This window comes from Streptomyces sp. SID5785 (assembly GCF_009870065.1).
Classification (GTDB): domain Bacteria; phylum Actinomycetota; class Actinomycetes; order Streptomycetales; family Streptomycetaceae; genus Streptomyces.
The window spans coordinates 12,093-28,919 of sequence record NZ_WWIA01000300.1 but is presented as its reverse complement, the minus strand read 5'-3'; the positions used below and the strand labels follow the sequence as shown (position 1 = coordinate 28,919).

Sequence of the window (16,827 nt, the reverse complement as noted above, 5' to 3'; positions counted from 1 at the left end):
TGCTGCTGTGACTGTGGCTGTGACTGCTGCTGTCGCTGTGACCCTGGATGTCGCACGGCCGTCACCCTTCCGCCCTCCGCTCTTCCCGTCTTCCCGTCTTCCCGCTCGCTCCGAGGAGACGACCGTAACAAGCCATACGCAACAGACGTGCACATGTTGCAACAACTCTCGCCGAGTCGACGTCCTCGCAGGTCAGCACAGGTGCGTCGGGAATCTCGGGTGCGTCCTCGCGCACGGATCGCCATCATGCGGGCATGCCCTTCACCCTCGCGCCCGTGATCCCGCCCGGCACCTTCTCCTCCGCCCCCCAGCCCGTCCTGCCCACCGCCTCGGGCGAGCTGCTGCTGCGGCCCGCGCAGCCGGCCGACGCGCAGGCGGTGTTCGAGGCGTTCCAGGACCCGGTCCTGCAGTACTGGCACATCCGCACGATGGACTCGCTCGACGAGGCGCACGCCTGGATCGAGCAGGTCCACCGGGGCTGGGCCGAGGAGACCGCCGCGCAGTGGATCGTCGCGCGGGCCGACGACGACGCCGCGCTCGGCCGGATGGCACTGCGCACGATGGACCTCACCGAGGGCGTCGCGGAGGTCGCCTACTGGGTGCTGCCGGGCGCCCGCGGCCTGGGCGTCGCCCCGCGGGCCCTGGCGACGGTGACCCGCTGGGCGCTGGACGCCGGGTTCCACCGCCTCGACCTGCTGCACTCGACGGGCAACGCGCCGTCCTGCCGGGTCGCGGAGAAGACCGGTTACGCGCTGGAGGGCACCCGTCGCAGCTCCGCCCTGCACGCGGACGGCTGGCACGACATGCACACGCACGTCCGGATCGCGGACGACCCGGCGTCCGGACGGCCCGCGCCCCACGACGTTCCGCGCGACGTTCCGCACGACACGAAGGTGCCGCATAAGCGGTCTTGACAGGCTGCGTACTGTTTCGCGACCTTTGAGCCCCATGGGGGAAACAGGGGGGCCTGCCGTGAGCATCACCGCCGTCACGACCGTCACGACGCACAGACCCGATCAGCTGAGCGACTCGCTCCGCACCGCCTGGCACGCGGCGATGGACGACGCACCGGACTACCAGAACCCTTTCCTGTCACCGGAGTTCGCCGCCGGAGTGGCCCGCTTCCGGCCCGGGGCACGCGTCGCGGTGCTGCGGGCGGGCACGGTCCCGGTGGGCTTCCTGCCGTACGAGCGGGGGCCGTGGGGCGTCGGCCGGGCGATCGGGCTCGGGCTCTCCGACTGCCAGGCGCTCGTGCACCGGCCCGGGGTCACCTGGGACATGCAGGCCCTGCTGCGGGCCTGCCGCCTCTCCGTCCTCGAGTTCGACCATCTCGTCGACGACCAGCAGCCGTTCGCCCCGTACGTCACCGGGACCTTCGCGTCACCCGTGCTCGATCTGAAGGACGGCGGCCACGGTTCGTACGCGGAGTGGCTGAAGGCCTCGTATCCGGGCCAGGCCAAGACGATGCTCAAGAAGGAGCGCCGGCTCACGCGGGACATGGGCGAGATGCGGTTCGTGTACGACGAGCGCGACCCGGAGGTGCTGCACCGGCTGATGCGGTGGAAGTCGGCCCAGTACCGCAGGACCGGCCGCATGGACCGGTTCGCCCGGCCCTGGATCGTGCACCTGGTGGACCACCTCTTCGAGGTCCGCGAGGAGCACTTCAAGGGGATCCTGTCCGTCGTCTACGCGGGCGACCGGCCGGTCGCCGCCCACTTCGGCCCGGCCTCCCGCACCGTCTTCGCGGCCTGGTTCACGGCGTACGACCCGGAGTTCCGCTACTACTCGCCCGGCCTGATGATGCACCTGCGGATGGCGGAGGCGGCCGGCCGGGACGGCATCAGGGTGATGGACTGGGGGCGCGGCGAGAAGGAGTACAAGGACTGGCTCAAGACGCGTGAGCTGCGCGTCGGCGAGGGCTTCGCCACCCGCACCGCCCACCCGGTCGCCACCGCCCACCGGATGTGGCGCCGCCCGGTCCGCGGCCTGCGCAACACGGTTCTGGCCAACCCGGCCCTGCGCGACCGCGCCGACCGCCTCCTCAGAACGGTCGGCTCCCTGCGCGAACGCGCCTGAACCCAGCGGCGGAGCCGCACACCTGACCCGGCCGGCGGCCGGGTCAGGTGTGCGGCAGGAGAACCGTCAGCCGCAGCAGCGCCGCCGCGCCGAGCGCGGCGGGCACCGCGTACCACCAGGCCGACCGCAGCCAGCGGGCCTTCACGCACACCAGCGTCAGGAGCAGCGTCAGCACCGCGCACCCCACCCCGAGACCGGCGGCGGCCTTCACATGCGTGACCCCCTCGTGGTCCCACGGACCGGCGGGCCCCGCCCGGTACGCGGTCACGGTCGCGAAGCCGGTGACCAGGTTCGCGGCCGTCAGCACCGCACCGCAGACCAGGGCGCCGGCCCGGGTCGCGGCGGGCCGGTCGAGCGGCGGTGTCCCCGTGCGGCTCACCCGAGCGCCTCCTTGGCCTGGTCGACCTTCTTGTCGAATCCCCTGCCGTACGCCTGGGCGTTGGGATCCTCGTAGTACGGTCCGCCGTTGTAGCGGGCCGCCAGCTCCTGCATCTGCTCCCGGGTCATCTTCTCCGGCGGGACGTCCGCGAAGCCACTCTCCGCCTTGAGCTGGGCCAGGTACTCGGAGGCGATGAAGATGTTCTTCGCGGGGTCCTTGGTGGCCGACACGACCTGGTCCCGCTGCATGTCCGTCAGATGCTCGGGATCGTAGCCGAGCACCTCGGCGGCCCGCCTGACCTGGATGGACAGCGGCCCGATGGACGTCTCGTCGGGGTCGCCGGTGCCCGGGATGACGCCGCGTCCGGTCCGCGCGGCGTCGTCCAGCCAGCCCGGATCGCCCTCGACCTCCTGCCAGGCGATCCCGGCGACCATCTCCGGAGGCAGTCCGGAGTCGGCCGCGGCGGCCTCGATGAACTTCTTGTTCGCCGAGATGTAGCTGCGCCGCCCCTCGTCGCTGTTCGACCACCACCAGTAGTTGTTTCCCTGGGCGCTGCCGCCGAGTTCGTCCACGCGGGTGCTGATCCGCCACAGCGGGGCCGTGATGACGACGTTCCCGGCCTGGGTGGGGATGGTGTCCACCTTGGGGCCCGTGCCCGGCAGCTGGGCGTACGGGTTGGAGTGCGCCTCGCGCGCCTCCGCCTGGAGGGGGCCGAGGCTCTTCAGGAAGGCGAGCGGGTCGCCGACCGGGCTCTTGAAGTCCGGGATCGACAGGTAGGCGCCCTTGAGGACGCCCAGGCACTCGGTGCGCGCCTCGGACTCGACGCGCCGGGCGTCGCCGTAGTGGTTCCTGGTCGCGTTGTAGTAGCGCTCCGCGTCCTCCCTGATGGCGTCCACGTCCACGCCGAGTTCCATGAACCAGTCGCCCACGCCCGTGGTCGCCCGCAGGTCCTCCCACTGGTGCAGCGGTTCGGCGGCGCGCGCGGTCGGCGTGACCGCCGTGGCCTCCCGGGACATCACCTCGGACAGCTGCCCCTCGGTGTGCTTGCCGCTCTTGTAGTGGCCCTTCGCCGTCGTGAGGGCGTCCGCGTACGCGGTCAGCGCGCCCGCCGCCATGGAGAAGGCCGTCGACAGGGCCTCGGCGATCGCGCCGGCCTCCTTGAGCCGCTTGCCGTACGACTCCCGCGCCTCGCCCGTCCAGTGCACCGAACGGGCCTTGCGGAAGCCGTCGTCCGTGGACTCGACGAGCCGGTGCAGGCGGCGGAACTCGGCGGCGTTGCGCTCGACGAGGGCCGGGTTCGTGTTCTCGAGGAACTCCACGTCCTTGCGATACGCCATCACGCGAACCCGCCCTTCGGGGGCGTGTACGTGCCCTGCCGGAGCACTTCCTCGAGCTTGGCCCGCACACCCTGGTCGTACGTCGTGTAGGTCTGGCCCGCCGAACGGACGTTGCCCGCGAGCGCGGCGAGCAGCACGACCATGTCGTTGTACTGGTCCTGCGCGTAGCGGGCGAACGACGTGACGGACGCGGCCACGTCCGCGTGGGCGCGCGGCGAGCGCGCCTGCGTGGCGTTCTCGCCGTCCATGCGGCCCTCGTAGAGCACGCCCGCGATCTCCAGCAGCAGGTGCGCGTTCCCGTCGATGGACGTGGCGTCGGCGACGAGATCGCCGCCGTCGGCTCCCCCTCCCCCGCCCGCTGCGGGGGCCAGCTGGTTCAGCCGCATCCGCGTGTCGGGTCCGCCGCGCGCGAGTGCGTCGGCCTTCAGCTGTGCCCAGTCCTCGTCCCATGACATGGCGTCCCGACCCCCGTCTGTTTGGGTGCGCCTTCCGGATCCCGAACTTCCGCAGGGGACGTACCCAACTCCCGCCCCGTCTAAAGGACTTGAGCCGTCACAGGAGGGGCAGGGCGGGGAGAGGAGGGGTCAGCGGAGTTCTTCCGGGCACGGGGTGCCGCGGGGGATCTGCACCGGGGCGCCCAGGCGGTAGGTACCGGCGCGGGGAGCGAGGAGTTCGGTCCAGCGGTCGCCGGAGGCGTCCTCCTCCGTCTCCTGGAGGCAGCCGTGCTCGTTGGCGTACTTCTTGGGCAGGGTGTCGTCCTGCTCGCGGGCCCGCCGGGACGCGTCGGTCTCCTCGGGCACGCCGAGGCTCTTGCCGTCCTCGTCGACGACCGACAGCCACGGCGAGTACAGGACGCGGATGAGGATCCGGCCCGGCTTGGTGACCTCGATGGTCAGCTCGCTCTGCTCGGCGGCGTCGACGACCGCGTTCGGCTCGGCCATCGGAGTGGGGTCGGTGACGGCGAACAGCTGCCAGTTCGCATCGCCCCACACCTGGCGCAGGTAGGGCAGACCGCGCTGCACCAGCTCCCGCTCGCGCTCGCCGCCGTCCCCGTCCGGCTCGCCCTTGGGCAGCACCACGTAGTGCACGGCCCAGCGCCCGAGCCAGTCGTGGTAGTTCGCCGAGTTCAGGGTGTCGTCGTAGAAGAGCGGGTTGCGCTTCATGTCGGCCTGGCGGGTCCAGCCGCGCGCCAGGTTCACGTACGGGGCGAGCGCCGACGCCTCGCGGTGGGAGCGGGCCGGGACGACCTCGACGCGGCCGCGCTCCGCCTTGACCTCCTGCAACTCGTTCACGAGGGGGGCCAGCTCGCGGGTCCAGGACGCCTCGGGGGTGGTGTGGACGATGTCGTCGACGGACTTGAAGCCCACCCACGCGTTCATCCCGACGAACGCGACGACGATCGCGTACCACTTGCGCGAGCGACGCTGCGTGAACGGCAGCGCCGCGAGCAGCGCGACCCCGGCGAACAGCATCGGCAGCCGGGTGATGTTCGAGCCGATCTGCGAGCTGATCAGCCAGACGAGGAGGACGGAGAGGGTGTACACGGCGGACGTGATCCGGACCGTCACCCACTCCCTGGGCACCAGCGCGTAGCAGAGCGCGCCGTAGACGAGCGGCAGCAGCGCCGACCCGAACGACATCGGCTGCGTCCCCGAGAACGGGAACAGCCAGGCCGAGAGGCCGACCACGGCGGCCGGTGCGAGGCCCAGCGCCCAGGCCCCCGGACGCCGCTTCTGCAGGAACAGCGCGACCGCGACGAGGCCCACGAACAGCCCGGCCACCGGCGACGCGGCCGTCGCGATCCCGGCGAACGGGGCGGCGACCGCGGCCTTCGCCCAGCGCTTGTACCGCCAGCGGTGCGGCCAGCAGAACACGGCGGCGACCGCGGCGAGCCCGAACATCATGCCGAGGCCGAACGTGACGCGGCCCGACGCCGCGTTGCACAGCAGCGCGAAGACGCCCGCGAGCGCGGGCCACAGCGGGCGGGCGACGACCCGCGTGCGGATCAGGATCAGGGTGAGCAGCGCCGCGGAGAGCGTCCCCGCGATCATCATCGTCGTCCGCACACCGAGCAGGGACATCAGGTACGGGGACACCACGCTGTACGAGACGGGGTGCATGCCGCCGTACCAGGCGAGGTTGTACGCGGAGTCGGGGTGCCGGCCGACGAACTCGGCCCACGCGTCCTGGGCGGCGAGGTCACCGCCACTGTTCGCGAACGTGAAGAACCACAGGAGGTGGACGGCGGCCGCGACCGCCGTGGCGACGATCACCGGGTGCCGCTCGGCCCGCCGCGCCCAGGCCCGGACGCCGCCGCGCTCCGCGTCGGCCCCGGCCCGCCCGGGAGGCCCTATTCGTACGCGGCCCGCGCCCGGCTCGGCGTCGTCGTCGGCGCGCGTCGGCTCCGCTGTGGCCACTGCTGACACTCCCGTACGTACCGTCGTCGTCCCCGACCCCGCCGACCGAGGGAACGTCGCTGCCCCGGTCTCGCGACGCTAGCACGGCGCCCGTGCACGGGCGCCGCGGAGGCCGGGCCCGACCTGCGGCGCCCGGCCTCCGCGTGCGACGCCGCTACGCGACGCGCTTGATCTTCGCGCCGAACCCGGGCTCGGTCAGATCGCTCTGCAGCGCGACCGGCACCTCGACGGCGTCGTTCTTGCCGTCACCGACGCTGAGCACGCCGACCACCGTGCCGGCCTTCGCCGAGTGCGGGACCTCCTGGCCCTTCTGCCCGTCGAGCGCGAGCTTCACGGTCAGGCCCGCCCAGCCGACGGCGGACACGTCCTTCGTCGCGACGACCGGGGTGGTGCCGCCGAGTCCGTCGTCGACCCGGCCCACGACGTCGCCCTTCTTCACGATCGTCTTCGCGGTCAGCGCCTGCTGCCCGGACTCGATGAGGCCCCGGACCACGCCGGTGACCTCGTCGATGTTGGCCACGCCGGGCTTGCCGAACTGGCCGAGGGCCGCGCCGATGATCACCTGGCGCTTGCCGCCGACCTCCTTCTCGGCGGCGAACAGGATGTTGCCGCCGGCCGCGGTCGTCGTACCGGTCTTGATGCCGATCGCGACGGTCGGGACCAGACCGAAGAAGTTGTTCTGCTTGTCGCCGTTCGAGTCGATGTAGCTCGGCTGGCGGGCCAGGTCGCGGAACGTCGCGTTCTCCATCGCGGCGCGGGCCAGCTTCACGAGGTCCTCGGCGGTGGACACGGTCGTCTTGTCCAGGCCGCTGGGGTCCGTGTAGTGCGTGTTCTTCATCCCCAGCTCCTTCGCGGTCTTGTTCATCTTCTCGACGAACGCGTCCTCGGAGGAGCTGCCGCTGTCCCAGCGGGCCAGCAGCTTCGCGATGTTGTTGGCGGACGGCAGCATGACCGCCTGCAGCGCCTCGTACTCGGAGATGTTCTGGCCCTCGGTGACCTTGACGACCGACTCCTGCTCGGCCTTGCCGGTCTCGTAGTGCTTCTGGGCCGCCGCGTCCACCCGGATCTTCGGGCTGTCCGCGCCCGGCTTGATGGGGTGGTCGCGCAGGATCAGGTAGACCGTCATGACCTTGGCGATGCTCGCGATCGGCACGGGCTTCTGGTCACCCGAGGTGCCGAACGTGCCGATGCCGTTGACATCCATCGCGGCCTGGCCCTGCGTCGGCCACGGCACGTCGGGCCTGGCCCCGTCGAACTTCACCGTCTCCTGCGCCGTGAGCTCCAGGCTCGGCGTCGGCAGCGGGCGCACGGCCTGCACGATCGCAAACGCGATGATGAGCAGGATGACCAGCGGCGTCCAGATCTTGACCCGGCGCACGGCCGTGCGGACGCCCGTCTCCGGGGGCGGCGGGGTGTTCGTCAGCTCCGCGAGCAGGTCGAGCGGCGGCTTCGGCGGCAGCGGCTGCTGCGTCGTGCGCTCCGGCGCCTCCGGTACGGGCGGCTGCGCCGGCGCGGGCCCGTCCGACCGCTTGAGCGGCACGAACGTACTGGTCCGCTCGACGTCCCGCTCACCCTTGCCCGGCTTCTCGCCCGCGTCGGGCGAGGCGGGCAGCTTGAGCATGGCCGTCGGCTGATCCACCTGCGGCGGGGCGACGGCCCGGAACACGGCGGTGGCCTGATCGACCCCGCCCTTGCCCTTGCCCTCGGCCTCGGTCTTGTCGTCGGCCTCGGCCTTTTCCTCGGCCTCGCCGGTCGAGTCGTCGGACTTGCCGTCCGTCTCTGCGTCCTGCTCGGGCTCGGCGTCCGCCTCAGGCTCGGCGTCGGCCTTCGGCGCGCCATCGGCCTGGGGCTGAGCGTCCGCCTCGGCGTCGGCCCCGGCGCCCGTCTCGGGCGCGGCGTCCGCCTTGGGCGCGGCGTCCTGCTGCGCGTCGGGCTCGGCGTCCGTCTCGGGCTTGGCATCCGTCTCGGGCTCGGCGTCGGCCTTCGGCGCGCCATCGGCCTGGGGCTGAGCGTCCCCTTCGGCGTCGGCCCCGGCTGCGGTTGCGGTCCCGGACTCGTCGGCGTCGGCGTCGGCGTCGGCAGCCTCGGGGCCGGCGTCCTGCTCGGCATCGGCCCCAGCGCCCGTCTCGGCCGCGGCGCCCGTCTCCGGCTCGGCGTCCGCCTTGTCGGCGGGCTCGGGCTCGGCACCGGCCGCGGGCTGAGCCTCCGCCTCGGCGTCGGCAGCGTCATCGGCCTTGGCGCCCGACGCTGCGTCGGCTCCGGCGGCGTCCTTGGCGCCCCGCTTGGGCAGGGCGTCCTGCTCGGGCTGAGCGCCGCTCTCGGGCGCGTCGGCAGCAGGGCCGCCCTCGGGCCGCTCGTCCTGCTCGGCCCCGTCCTCCGGCTCCGCGTCCGGCGCTCCGCCCTCGCGGGCCTGGGGCACCGGCGGGGTGCCGCCCGACACCCAGGCCGCCACGGCAGCCCGCAGCCGTGCGTCACCGGCGTCGGCGGCGTCACCGGCGTCACCGGCGTCCTCCGAGGACGCGGAAGGCCCGGCGGGCGACGACGCCTCCGCGTCGGCCGCGTCGGCCGTACCGCCGTCGTCGTCGCCGCCGTCGCCGTCGTCCACGGAACCGGCGGAGCCACCGTCGGCGTCACGGACGGAGAACACCGCCGTCGCCTGATCCACGCCCTGGGGCGCCGCGGGCTCGTCCCGCGCCACCGCAAGGCGCGGGTCCTCGCCCGGCGTCTGCTTCTCCGACCTGTCGGGGGTCCCCGCCACCGATGCCTCCTCGACCGCTCACCACTTAGCGCCGGACAGTCCAGCCCTGTCCCGCTGTCCGAACCATGTACCAGTGTCCTGTGCTGGGGGCTTAACCCACCGGGTAGACGAGAACGACATACCTACTGGTTCCCGTCCAAACCCCCCACGCACTCTCGACAGACCAATGTGAGAGGGGTCACCCTGTCAGACATCCACGCGGGGAGGCATGGATGGGCAGGAGCCGCAGAACTATTCCGGAAGAGCTTCTGCTGCTCGCTCTGGACCCGACCACGGGTACCACAGCGCAGCCGCAGTCGCTCGACCTCGGTCTGGCCGGTGCACAGCTAGTGGAGCTGGCGCTGGCCGGACGGATAGCCCCAGACGGGGATCGTATCGCCGTGGTGGTGCCACGGCCGACTGGAGATCCGACACTCGACTGCGCGTTGGAGTTGCTGCGAAGGCGTGGCGCTCCCGTACGGGCGGTCCACTGGATAGGCGGGCCCCGTCTCGGGCTCCGCCAGACGTATCTCTCGCATCTGGAGCGGTGCGGCATGGTGCATGCCGTGGCGGGCCAGATGTGCGGAGTGCTGCCGACGACTCGCTACCAGGCGACGGACACGGCGATCAGCCGGGAGATCAGAACCCGGCTGGACTCGGCGATCCGGACCGGCGTACCGCCGGACCCACGGACCGCGGCGCTCGCCGCGCTGGCCCACGCGGTCGGCCTCGGCAAGCACCTGTACCCGGGCAACGAGGGACGATCGTCCCGTTCCCGGCTGCGGGACCTGATCAGGCACGACCCGATGGGCGGCCTCGTGGCGCACGCCGTGATGGACGTCCAGAACGGGGTGGCCGCGCAGCCACGCCGTTCGCCCGCCGCCCCGGCGGGCCGGGGTGGCGCACCGGAGCCCGCCAGGGGCGTCCCGATGCAGCCGCGGCACGGTTCCATGGCGCGCGCCGTGGCGCACTGACCGGCCGGCACGACAGAGATCCACCGCACCACCCGCACCACCCGCACGACCGCAGCACCGCACTACTCGCACCACCCGCACCACCAGCGCCGCACCGCAGTCCCCACCGACCGGTCCGGGAGCCGCTGTATCGCGCGGGGTGGGGGGCCGGGCGTCCGGACGACGCCCCGGTCCCCCACCCCGCGCTTCGCGTTTGTGCTGCGTATCGCACGTATATCCGTCGTTTTCCAGCGCCGGGACGCGCCCGAGTGGCAATGTGCTGAACAGCAGATACGCAAAGTATGCGGAACAGCGAAATGCACGCAGCCGGAGGTGCACGTCCCGTGGCGTCCAATGTCAATCCCACCGTCAGGCGACGCCGGTTGGGCCAGGAGCTGCGCAGGCTCCGTGAGCTCAAGGGCATGACCGCCGAAGAGGTCGCCGAGCGCCTCCTGGTGTCCCAGTCGAAGATCAGCCGCCTGGAGAACGGGCGGCGCAGCATCAGCCAGCGCGACGTGCGCGACCTGTGCGGGGTGTACGAGGTCGAGGACCACCGCATCGTGGACTCGCTGATGCAGATGGCCAAGGACTCGCGCCAGCAGGGCTGGTGGCACTCCTTCGGCGACATCCCGTACTCGGTCTACATCGGCCTGGAGACGGACGCGGCGAGCCTGCGCATCTACGATCCGCAGGTCGTCCCGGGCCTGCTCCAGACCCGCGGCTACGCGGAGGCGCTGATCAACGGCGCACTGCCGGAGACCGTCTCGCAGGACATCGAGAAGCGCGTCCAGGTCCGGATGCGCCGCCAGGAGCGCATCCAGGCGCCCGACAACCCGCTGCGCCTGTGGACGGTGCTCGACGAGGCCGCACTGAAGCGCGTGGTCGGCGGCAAGAGCGTGATGCGCGAGCAGTTGGAGCACCTGGTGGAGCAGTCGCAGCTGCCGCACGTGACCGTGCAGGTGATCCCGTTCGACATGGGGGCGCACCCCGGGCTGAACGGGCAGTACGCCATTCTGGAGTTCCCGGACGCCGCGGATTCCAGCGTGGTGTACATCGAGGGCGTCACCAGTGATCTTTATCTGGAGAAGGCGAATGACGTTCAGAAATACAGCGTCATGTACGAGCATCTCCGGGCACAGGCCCTGAATGTGGACCAATCGCGACAGTTCATCTCCGACATCGCGAAGGAGTACGCCCGCTAGGGGACGGCCGCCCCGCCCTGTCGATCTTCGACAGCAAAACGGACGGGCGGATTCCGGCCTTGATTCCGCTTCTCCGAGGCAAAGCGCCGCACGGTACACCTTCGCCTCGGAGAAATGGAAGACCCCTATGGAATATGCCATCCGGTCGGGTGAACGGCCACTTCATGCGGCTCAGTTGGCGAGTAGCGTCGATCACGCCATCAGGACACCATCCTTGGCGAGAACCGCTCTGGACCTCCAGGCGGGGATGCAATTCGACCACTGTCTGAACCGGAGCAGAACATGGCAATCCAGCAAGGCGCCGCGGAATCCTGGATCAAGTCCTCGTATTCCACGGGGAACGGCGCGTGTGTAGAGGTGAAGTCGCCGGTGGTGCACGCCATCGCGGTGCGGGACTCGAAGGTCACTGCGGGTCCCGCGATCGGGTTCACCCCCGAGTCCTGGAACGCGTTCGTGCACGAGGTGAGCGCGGGTTCCTTCTGATTCAGCGCCGTCCGGACATATCCAGCAGGACCCGGCACGACCAGCACCACCCTGGAGCCCTCTCGACTGGCCCGCCGTCCTGGCCGAGGGGGCTTTGCCATGCCCCGGGGCCACCCGGACGCGACCTGATCCGCCGGACAGGCCTAGGCGCGCAGCCGGTCGACGTACCGGTCGGTGCCCGGCACCGTCGGGACGAACGGCGCCATGAGCTCGACCCTGGCCCCGAGCCCCGCCGCCGCCACCTGGTCGCCGAGCCCCGCGAAGTGCTCCTCCCAGCACTCCCGCGGATCCGCCTCCAGGAACCAGAGCAGGGTCAGCCGGGTGTCGACGCCCTCGACCTGCTTCACGTAGGTCATCCGGTCCCCCGGCAGCGGCGTCGGCCGGAAGAGCGTGACCAGCGCGGCCGGTGAGCCGGCGACCGCGCGCGGCAGGTGCTTCGTGCGCAGCCACTCCACGAGCGCGGGCCGCTGCTCGGCCCGCTCCACGTCGACGACCTCCAGGACGAGGCCCGCGTACGGGTGGTCGAGGGCGTGGACGTCGCGCGGCCCGGCGGCGCCGTCGCGGTAGACGGTCGCCTCGTGGTCCTGGAAGGCCGTGAAGACGTGGGTGCGGTCCTGGTAGACGCGGCCGTCGCGGTTGAGGCGCTTGTTGATGCCGACGGTCCACTTCATGTGCTCGGCGTAGCGGCCCTCGGTGATCCAGTACGTGGAGAGGTAGCAGCCCGCGGTGACGGGCTCGGCGACAGCCGACTTCTCGGGCCGGCGCAGGAGTTGCAGGTCGCGCGGGGCGACCCAGCGGCGGCCCGCGTACATCCAGGGCATCGCCATCGCACCGGCGTAGTAGTGGTCGTCCTCGTACCAGCGGTTGTACGCGTACTCGTGCCCCGGGTGCGGCTCGACCATGGTGATGAGGGCGTGGCCCGGGCGCACCCCGTAGGGGCCGACCGATGCCAGTTCCGCGTAGGTGTCGCTGCGGGTGTCCGCGGTGTCCGGTGCCTCGCTCATGCCCGTTCCCCTTCGCCGTGAGGGTTCCGTCTTCCGTTCGACGCCCCTACTCTGACGCCCCGTCAGATAGAGCGCCAGAGCCGGGAGGCAACCGATGACGACGACATCGAGCGGACTGCTCGCGGGAAGGACCGTGCTCGTCTCCGGCGTCGGCGCCGGACTCGGCCACCAGGTCGTGGCGGCGGTGCTGCGCGACGGCGCGAACGCGGTGCTCGGCGCGCGCACCGAGGCCCGGCTCGCCAAGTCCGCGGCCGAACTCGACCCGGAGGGCGCCCGGACCGCGTACCGGGCGACGGACATCGGCGACGAGGAGCAGTGCGAGGCGCTGGCGGCCCTGGCCCGCGAGCGGTTCGGCCGGGTGGACGCGGTGGTGCACGTCGCCGCCTGGGACAGCTACTTCGGGGGGCTCGAGGACGCCGACTTCGACACCTGGCGGCAGGTGATCGACGTGAACCTGCTCGGCACGCTGCGCATGACGCGGGCCTGCCTGCCCGCCCTGAAGGAGCGCGGCGGCTCGGTCGTCATCATCGGCACCCAGTCCGCGGTGGCCGCCCCGTCCCAGGTGCGCCAGGCCGCGTACGCGGCGTCGAAGGGCGCGCTGACGAGCGCCATGTACTCCCTCGCCCGGGAGCTCGGCCCGCACCGCATCAGGGTGAACACGGTGCTGCCGGGCTGGATGTGGGGCCCGCCGGTGCAGGCCTACGTGCAGTTCACGGCACAGACAGAGGGCGTGCCGGAGGACGAGGTGCTGGCCCGGCTCACCGGGCGGATGGCCCTGCCGGAGCTCGCCACCGACGGCGACGTGGCGGACGCCGCGGCGTTCCTCGCCTCGGACCGGGCCCGCGCCATCACCGGCCAGCAACTCCTGGTGAACGCGGGCGAACTCATGCGCTGACGACCACCCCCTCTCTCTCCCTCACGCGACCGCACGGGACCCGCATCCCGTGCGGTCGTTCGCGTTCCGGCCGGCCGATGCCGTGCCTCGTGACGCAGGTCCGACTGACGAAGTGCCCGCTCATGGTGTGGCCCGGGTCACGTTCACGACAACTCCCCGCAGGGTCACGAAAAGGCAAAAACGTTCGCCTTGCTGATCTCGGTTCACATCCGTGACCGCGAGAACTCTTGACCGGCCCCCCGGACAACCGGTTCAATCCCCGAAGTCCCCACTCCCGCACGGGGACGACCGCTGGAACGGACGCACTGACGAAGCGCCGTAACGTTCACAAGGCGGACCCCTGGAGGGGGCACATGAACAGTCTCGACTGGGCCGTGCTCATCGGCTACTTCGGCATCATGGTCGCGATCGGCGTCTGGTCCCACAAACGCGTGGACAACGTCTCCGACTTCTTCACGGCCGGCGGCAAGATGCCCTGGTGGCTCTCCGGCATCTCGCACCACATGTCGGGCTACAGCGCCGTCATGTTCACCGGCTACGCCGGCATCGCGTACACGTACGGCGTGACGTCCTTCGTCACCTGGTCCTTCCCCATCGCGCTCGGCATCGCCATCGGCGCCCGGCTGTTCGCCCCCCGCATCAACCGGCTGCGGTCCCGGCTGCACGTGGCCTCGCCGCTCGAGTACCTCAAGAACCGGTACAACCTCGGCACCCAGCAGGCGCTCGCCTGGTCCGGCATGCTGCTCAAGATCGTGGACGTCGCCGCCAAGTGGGCGGCCATCGCGACGCTGCTGTCCGTCTTCACCGGCATCTCGATCAACCAGGGCATCCTGATCACCGGCGTCATCACCGCGATCTACTGCACCATCGGCGGACTGTGGGCCGACGCCCTCACCGAGCTCGGGCAGTTCATCATCCAGCTCATCGCCGGCGTCGCCATGTTCGTCGCCGTCGTCTCCAAGCTCGGCCCCTTCGGCGGCATCTTCGGCGTCTGGGACGAGCCCGAGCTCGCGGGCCACGGCAAGCCGCTCGTCGGCCCCTACGGCACCGTGTTCCTGCTGGCGTTCCTCTTCATCAAGCTCTTCGAGTACAACGGCGGCATGCTCAACCAGGCGCAGCGCTACATGGCCACGGGCTCGGCCCGCGAGGCCACCCGCTCCGCCCGCCTCTCCGCGGTCCTGTGGCTGGTGTGGCCGGTCGTCCTCTTCTTCCCCATGTGGGTCTCGCCGCTCCTGGTGCACGCCCAGAAGCCGGACGGCTCCGACTCCTACGGCCTGATGACCGAACAGCTGCTGCCGCACGGCCTGCTGGGCCTCGTCATCGTCGGCTTCTTCTCGCACACGATGGCCATGTGCTCCTCCGACGCGAACGCGATCGCCGCCGTCTTCACCCGGGACGTGGCGCCCGCCCTGTCGAAGAAGGCCAAGGAGCAGTGGATCGGGAACAAGGGACTGCTCGCCGCCCGCCTCACCACGGTGATCTTCCTCGGCCTGTCCATGGCGGTCGCCACCCAGGTCAACTCGCCCACGTTCAAGGACATCATCACCGTCGTCATCAAGTGGGTCGCGGGCCTCATGGGTCCGATCGCGATCCCGATGATGCTGGGCCTGCTGCGCACCTTCCGCAAGTCCGGACCCACGGCGGCGCTCACCAGCTGGGCGATGGGCCTGCTCGCGTTCTGGCTCGTCAACTACCCGATCAGCTGGAACGTCGAGGGCGGCGTGCCGCTCGAGTACCAGGTGTCGATCCCGCTCGCCGTCTCGCTCGTCCTCTACATCGTCATCGGCTTCGTCAAGCCGGAGGACACCCCCGAGCGCGACCTGCTCATCGAGCGCGTGAACACGGACGACGACGGCCCCGGCAGCACCGGCGCCGCCGCGACCGTGCCGTCCCCCGCGGGCTCCGCGGACGACGTGCAGCGCCTCTGAAACCGGCGGCACGGCACCGGACGGCACCGGCCGGCACACGACGGCAGCGGCCCGCAGGCGCACACGCGCCTGCGGGCCGTACGCCTTCGCAAAGCACCCAGATCACGCCGAACCCGCGCAAGACCGCCGTGTTCCCGGTCACTTAGGGGCAGAGGGCCGCTCGTCTGTCACGCAAGCGAACGGGGCCGGTCGCGCCCGGTCGATTACAGTGCTTGCCGAATGTCTGATGCCGGACGCCCGAAGCCGGACGCCGGCCCGAGGTCGTGGCCGAGGCCGTGAGGGAGGAAGGGCCGATGGGCGCACCGTCCGCCGCCGTGGCCGTGTGGGGCCGTGCCGAACAGCAGGACTTCCGCAGCCGGGTCCGCGGCACCCTGCTCGGCGGAGCGCTCGGCGACACCCTCGGCGCCCCGCTGGACGAGCCCGGCGACCCCGCCGCCGCACCCGCCGAACCGGCCGGCACCCAGCTCGTGCCCGCGTACGGGCGCGTCGGCGCGATCACCGCGGCCACCCAGCTGTCCCTGTTCACCGTCGACGGCCTGATCCGGGCCCAGGTGCGGCGCGACGCCGGCGCCTGGCACCCGCCCACCGACGTGCACAAGGCCTATCTGCGCTGGGCCGCCACCCAGCGCGACTGGGGACCCGACGAGCGCCGCAAGGAGGACGGCTGGCTGGCCCGCGAGGAGTGGCTCTACTCGCGGCGCGGCGCCGCCCAGTCCCTGCTGCTGGGCCTCGGCAACGACGTCATGGGCACCCTGGACCGGCCCAAGAACCCGGACGACGCCGGGCCCGAGGCGGTGGCCCGCTCGGCCCCGTTCGGACTGCTCGTCGGCTGGGAGCCGCAGCTCGTGATCCAGCTCGCCGTGGAGTGCGCCGTGCACACCCACGGGGCGCCCGAGGCGTTCCTCGCGGCGGGCGCCCACGCGGTCATCGTGCACGGCGTCGCCCGCGGCGACTCGCTGGACGCGGCGGTGCAGCGGGCCCTGGCCCTGCTGGCCGCGCGCCCCGGTCACCAGCCGGTCGTGGACGCCCTCCAGCACGCCCTCGGCGCCGTCCGGCAGGGCCTGCCGACCGGCGCCCGGGTCACCGAGCTCGTCGACGGCGGCGGCGCGGCCGGCGTCCTCGGCGCCGCCGTGTACTGCGCGCTGGTCGGCGAGGACGTCCGGCACGGGCTGCGCCTCGCCGTGCACCACGGCGGGCCGTCCGCGCAGGTCGGCACCGTGTGCGGGGCCCTGCTCGGGGCGCTGCACGGCGAGACGGCGCTGCCGCCGGCCTGGATCACGGAGCTGGAGGGCCGCTCCACGATCCTCGAGCTCGCCGACGACTTCGCCATGGAGATGACCCAGGGGCCCGCCCTGCACGGGCCCTCCGGGTCGTCGCCGGGCTGGCTGGCCCGGTATCCGCGCGTCTGAGCCGGGC

14 protein-coding genes are annotated in these 16,827 nt (G+C 71.8%); 8 read left to right on the top strand and 6 right to left on the bottom strand.

Features of this window, described 5'->3' with window-relative positions; all coding sequences use genetic code 11:
• The first annotated feature begins 254 nt into the window (after positions 1–254).
• Both GTW43_RS09400 and GTW43_RS09395 read left to right on the top strand, forming a co-directional pair.
• Positions 255–914: a GNAT family N-acetyltransferase gene (locus tag GTW43_RS09400; protein ID WP_161301170.1), complete on the top strand. Its 660-nt coding sequence runs from the start codon at positions 255–257 to the stop codon at positions 912–914.
• A 64-nt stretch (positions 915–978) separates the two neighbouring features.
• Positions 979–2,076 (top strand): GNAT family N-acetyltransferase, encoded by a 1,098-nt coding sequence (locus GTW43_RS09395; RefSeq protein WP_343245952.1) that lies wholly within the window; start codon positions 979–981, stop codon positions 2,074–2,076.
• 43 nt (positions 2,077–2,119) lie between these two features.
• Here the strand turns inward: GTW43_RS09395 and GTW43_RS09390 are convergent, their stop codons facing one another.
• The 5 genes from GTW43_RS09390 to GTW43_RS38615 all read right to left on the bottom strand — a co-directional run bounded on the left by GTW43_RS09390 (position 2,120) and on the right by GTW43_RS38615 (position 8,967).
• Positions 2,120–2,455 carry a hypothetical protein gene (locus tag GTW43_RS09390; RefSeq protein ID WP_161301168.1) on the bottom strand — a complete coding sequence of 112 codons (336 nt, stop codon included), beginning with the start codon at positions 2,453–2,455 and terminating at the stop codon, positions 2,120–2,122.
• Positions 2,452–3,792 carry a putative T7SS-secreted protein gene (locus GTW43_RS09385; RefSeq protein WP_161301167.1) on the bottom strand — a complete coding sequence of 447 codons (1,341 nt, stop codon included), beginning with the start codon at positions 3,790–3,792 and terminating at the stop codon, positions 2,452–2,454. The genes GTW43_RS09390 and GTW43_RS09385 overlap by 4 nt, the downstream gene beginning before the upstream one ends.
• Positions 3,792–4,247, bottom strand: a complete 456-nt coding sequence (locus tag GTW43_RS09380) for a hypothetical protein (protein ID WP_202501254.1) — start codon at positions 4,245–4,247, stop codon at positions 3,792–3,794. Before GTW43_RS09380 ends, GTW43_RS09385 begins: the two co-directional genes overlap by 1 nt.
• Before the next feature lie 129 nt (positions 4,248–4,376).
• Complete coding sequence (locus GTW43_RS09375; protein ID WP_161301166.1) at positions 4,377–6,209, bottom strand: DMT family transporter; 1,833 nt, start codon at positions 6,207–6,209, stop codon at positions 4,377–4,379.
• A 154-nt stretch (positions 6,210–6,363) separates the two neighbouring features.
• Entirely contained in the window at positions 6,364–8,967 is a 2,604-nt protein-coding gene (locus GTW43_RS38615; protein ID WP_161301165.1) for a D-alanyl-D-alanine carboxypeptidase, read from the bottom strand.
• A 212-nt stretch (positions 8,968–9,179) separates the two neighbouring features.
• On the opposite strand from GTW43_RS38615, the gene GTW43_RS09365 reads away from it, so the two are divergent.
• The 3 genes from GTW43_RS09365 (at position 9,180) to GTW43_RS09355 (ending at position 11,584) form a co-directional block, all read left to right on the top strand.
• The gene (locus GTW43_RS09365; RefSeq protein ID WP_161301164.1) at positions 9,180–9,920 is read left to right on the top strand and encodes a GPP34 family phosphoprotein; all 741 of its coding nucleotides are present in this window, start codon (positions 9,180–9,182) and stop codon (positions 9,918–9,920) included.
• A 323-nt stretch (positions 9,921–10,243) separates the two neighbouring features.
• Positions 10,244–11,101, top strand: a complete 858-nt coding sequence (locus tag GTW43_RS09360; RefSeq protein ID WP_161301163.1) for a helix-turn-helix transcriptional regulator — start codon at positions 10,244–10,246, stop codon at positions 11,099–11,101.
• 282 nt (positions 11,102–11,383) lie between these two features.
• Positions 11,384–11,584, top strand: a complete 201-nt coding sequence (locus GTW43_RS09355; RefSeq protein ID WP_161301162.1) for a DUF397 domain-containing protein — start codon at positions 11,384–11,386, stop codon at positions 11,582–11,584.
• Between the two features lie 143 nt (positions 11,585–11,727).
• Here GTW43_RS09355 and GTW43_RS09350 read toward each other — a convergent pair whose 3' ends face one another.
• Positions 11,728–12,588 carry a hypothetical protein gene (locus tag GTW43_RS09350; RefSeq protein ID WP_161301161.1) on the bottom strand — a complete coding sequence of 287 codons (861 nt, stop codon included), beginning with the start codon at positions 12,586–12,588 and terminating at the stop codon, positions 11,728–11,730.
• A 94-nt stretch (positions 12,589–12,682) separates the two neighbouring features.
• Here GTW43_RS09350 and GTW43_RS09345 point away from each other — a divergent pair, with 94 nt between their 5' ends.
• The 3 genes from GTW43_RS09345 to GTW43_RS09335 all read left to right on the top strand — a co-directional run bounded on the left by GTW43_RS09345 (position 12,683) and on the right by GTW43_RS09335 (position 16,820).
• A complete protein-coding gene (locus GTW43_RS09345) occupies positions 12,683–13,483 on the top strand; it encodes an SDR family oxidoreductase (protein ID WP_161301160.1) in 801 nt (266 codons plus the stop codon).
• 353 nt (positions 13,484–13,836) lie between these two features.
• The gene (locus tag GTW43_RS09340; protein ID WP_161301159.1) at positions 13,837–15,411 is read left to right on the top strand and encodes a sodium:solute symporter family protein; all 1,575 of its coding nucleotides are present in this window, start codon (positions 13,837–13,839) and stop codon (positions 15,409–15,411) included.
• Positions 15,412–15,704: 293 nt separating this feature from the next.
• On the top strand, positions 15,705–16,820 hold the full coding sequence (locus GTW43_RS09335; RefSeq protein ID WP_161301158.1) for an ADP-ribosylglycohydrolase family protein: 1,116 nt from the start codon (positions 15,705–15,707) through the stop codon (positions 16,818–16,820).
• The last annotated feature ends 7 nt before the right edge of the window (positions 16,821–16,827 follow it).

Coding starts and splice junctions, on each gene's coding strand:
- GTW43_RS09400 (WP_161301170.1), top strand. CDS start 255: ATGCCCTTCACCCTCGCGCCCGTGATCCCGCCCGGCACCTTCTCCTCC.
- GTW43_RS09385 (WP_161301167.1), bottom strand. CDS start 3,792: ATGGCGTATCGCAAGGACGTGGAGTTCCTCGAGAACACGAACCCGGCC.
- GTW43_RS09380 (WP_202501254.1), bottom strand. CDS start 4,247: ATGTCATGGGACGAGGACTGGGCACAGCTGAAGGCCGACGCACTCGCG.
- GTW43_RS09365 (WP_161301164.1), top strand. CDS start 9,180: ATGGGCAGGAGCCGCAGAACTATTCCGGAAGAGCTTCTGCTGCTCGCT.
- GTW43_RS09355 (WP_161301162.1), top strand. CDS start 11,384: ATGGCAATCCAGCAAGGCGCCGCGGAATCCTGGATCAAGTCCTCGTAT.
- GTW43_RS09350 (WP_161301161.1), bottom strand. CDS start 12,588: ATGAGCGAGGCACCGGACACCGCGGACACCCGCAGCGACACCTACGCG.
- GTW43_RS09345 (WP_161301160.1), top strand. CDS start 12,683: ATGACGACGACATCGAGCGGACTGCTCGCGGGAAGGACCGTGCTCGTC.
- GTW43_RS09340 (WP_161301159.1), top strand. CDS start 13,837: ATGAACAGTCTCGACTGGGCCGTGCTCATCGGCTACTTCGGCATCATG.
- GTW43_RS09335 (WP_161301158.1), top strand. CDS start 15,705: ATGGGCGCACCGTCCGCCGCCGTGGCCGTGTGGGGCCGTGCCGAACAG.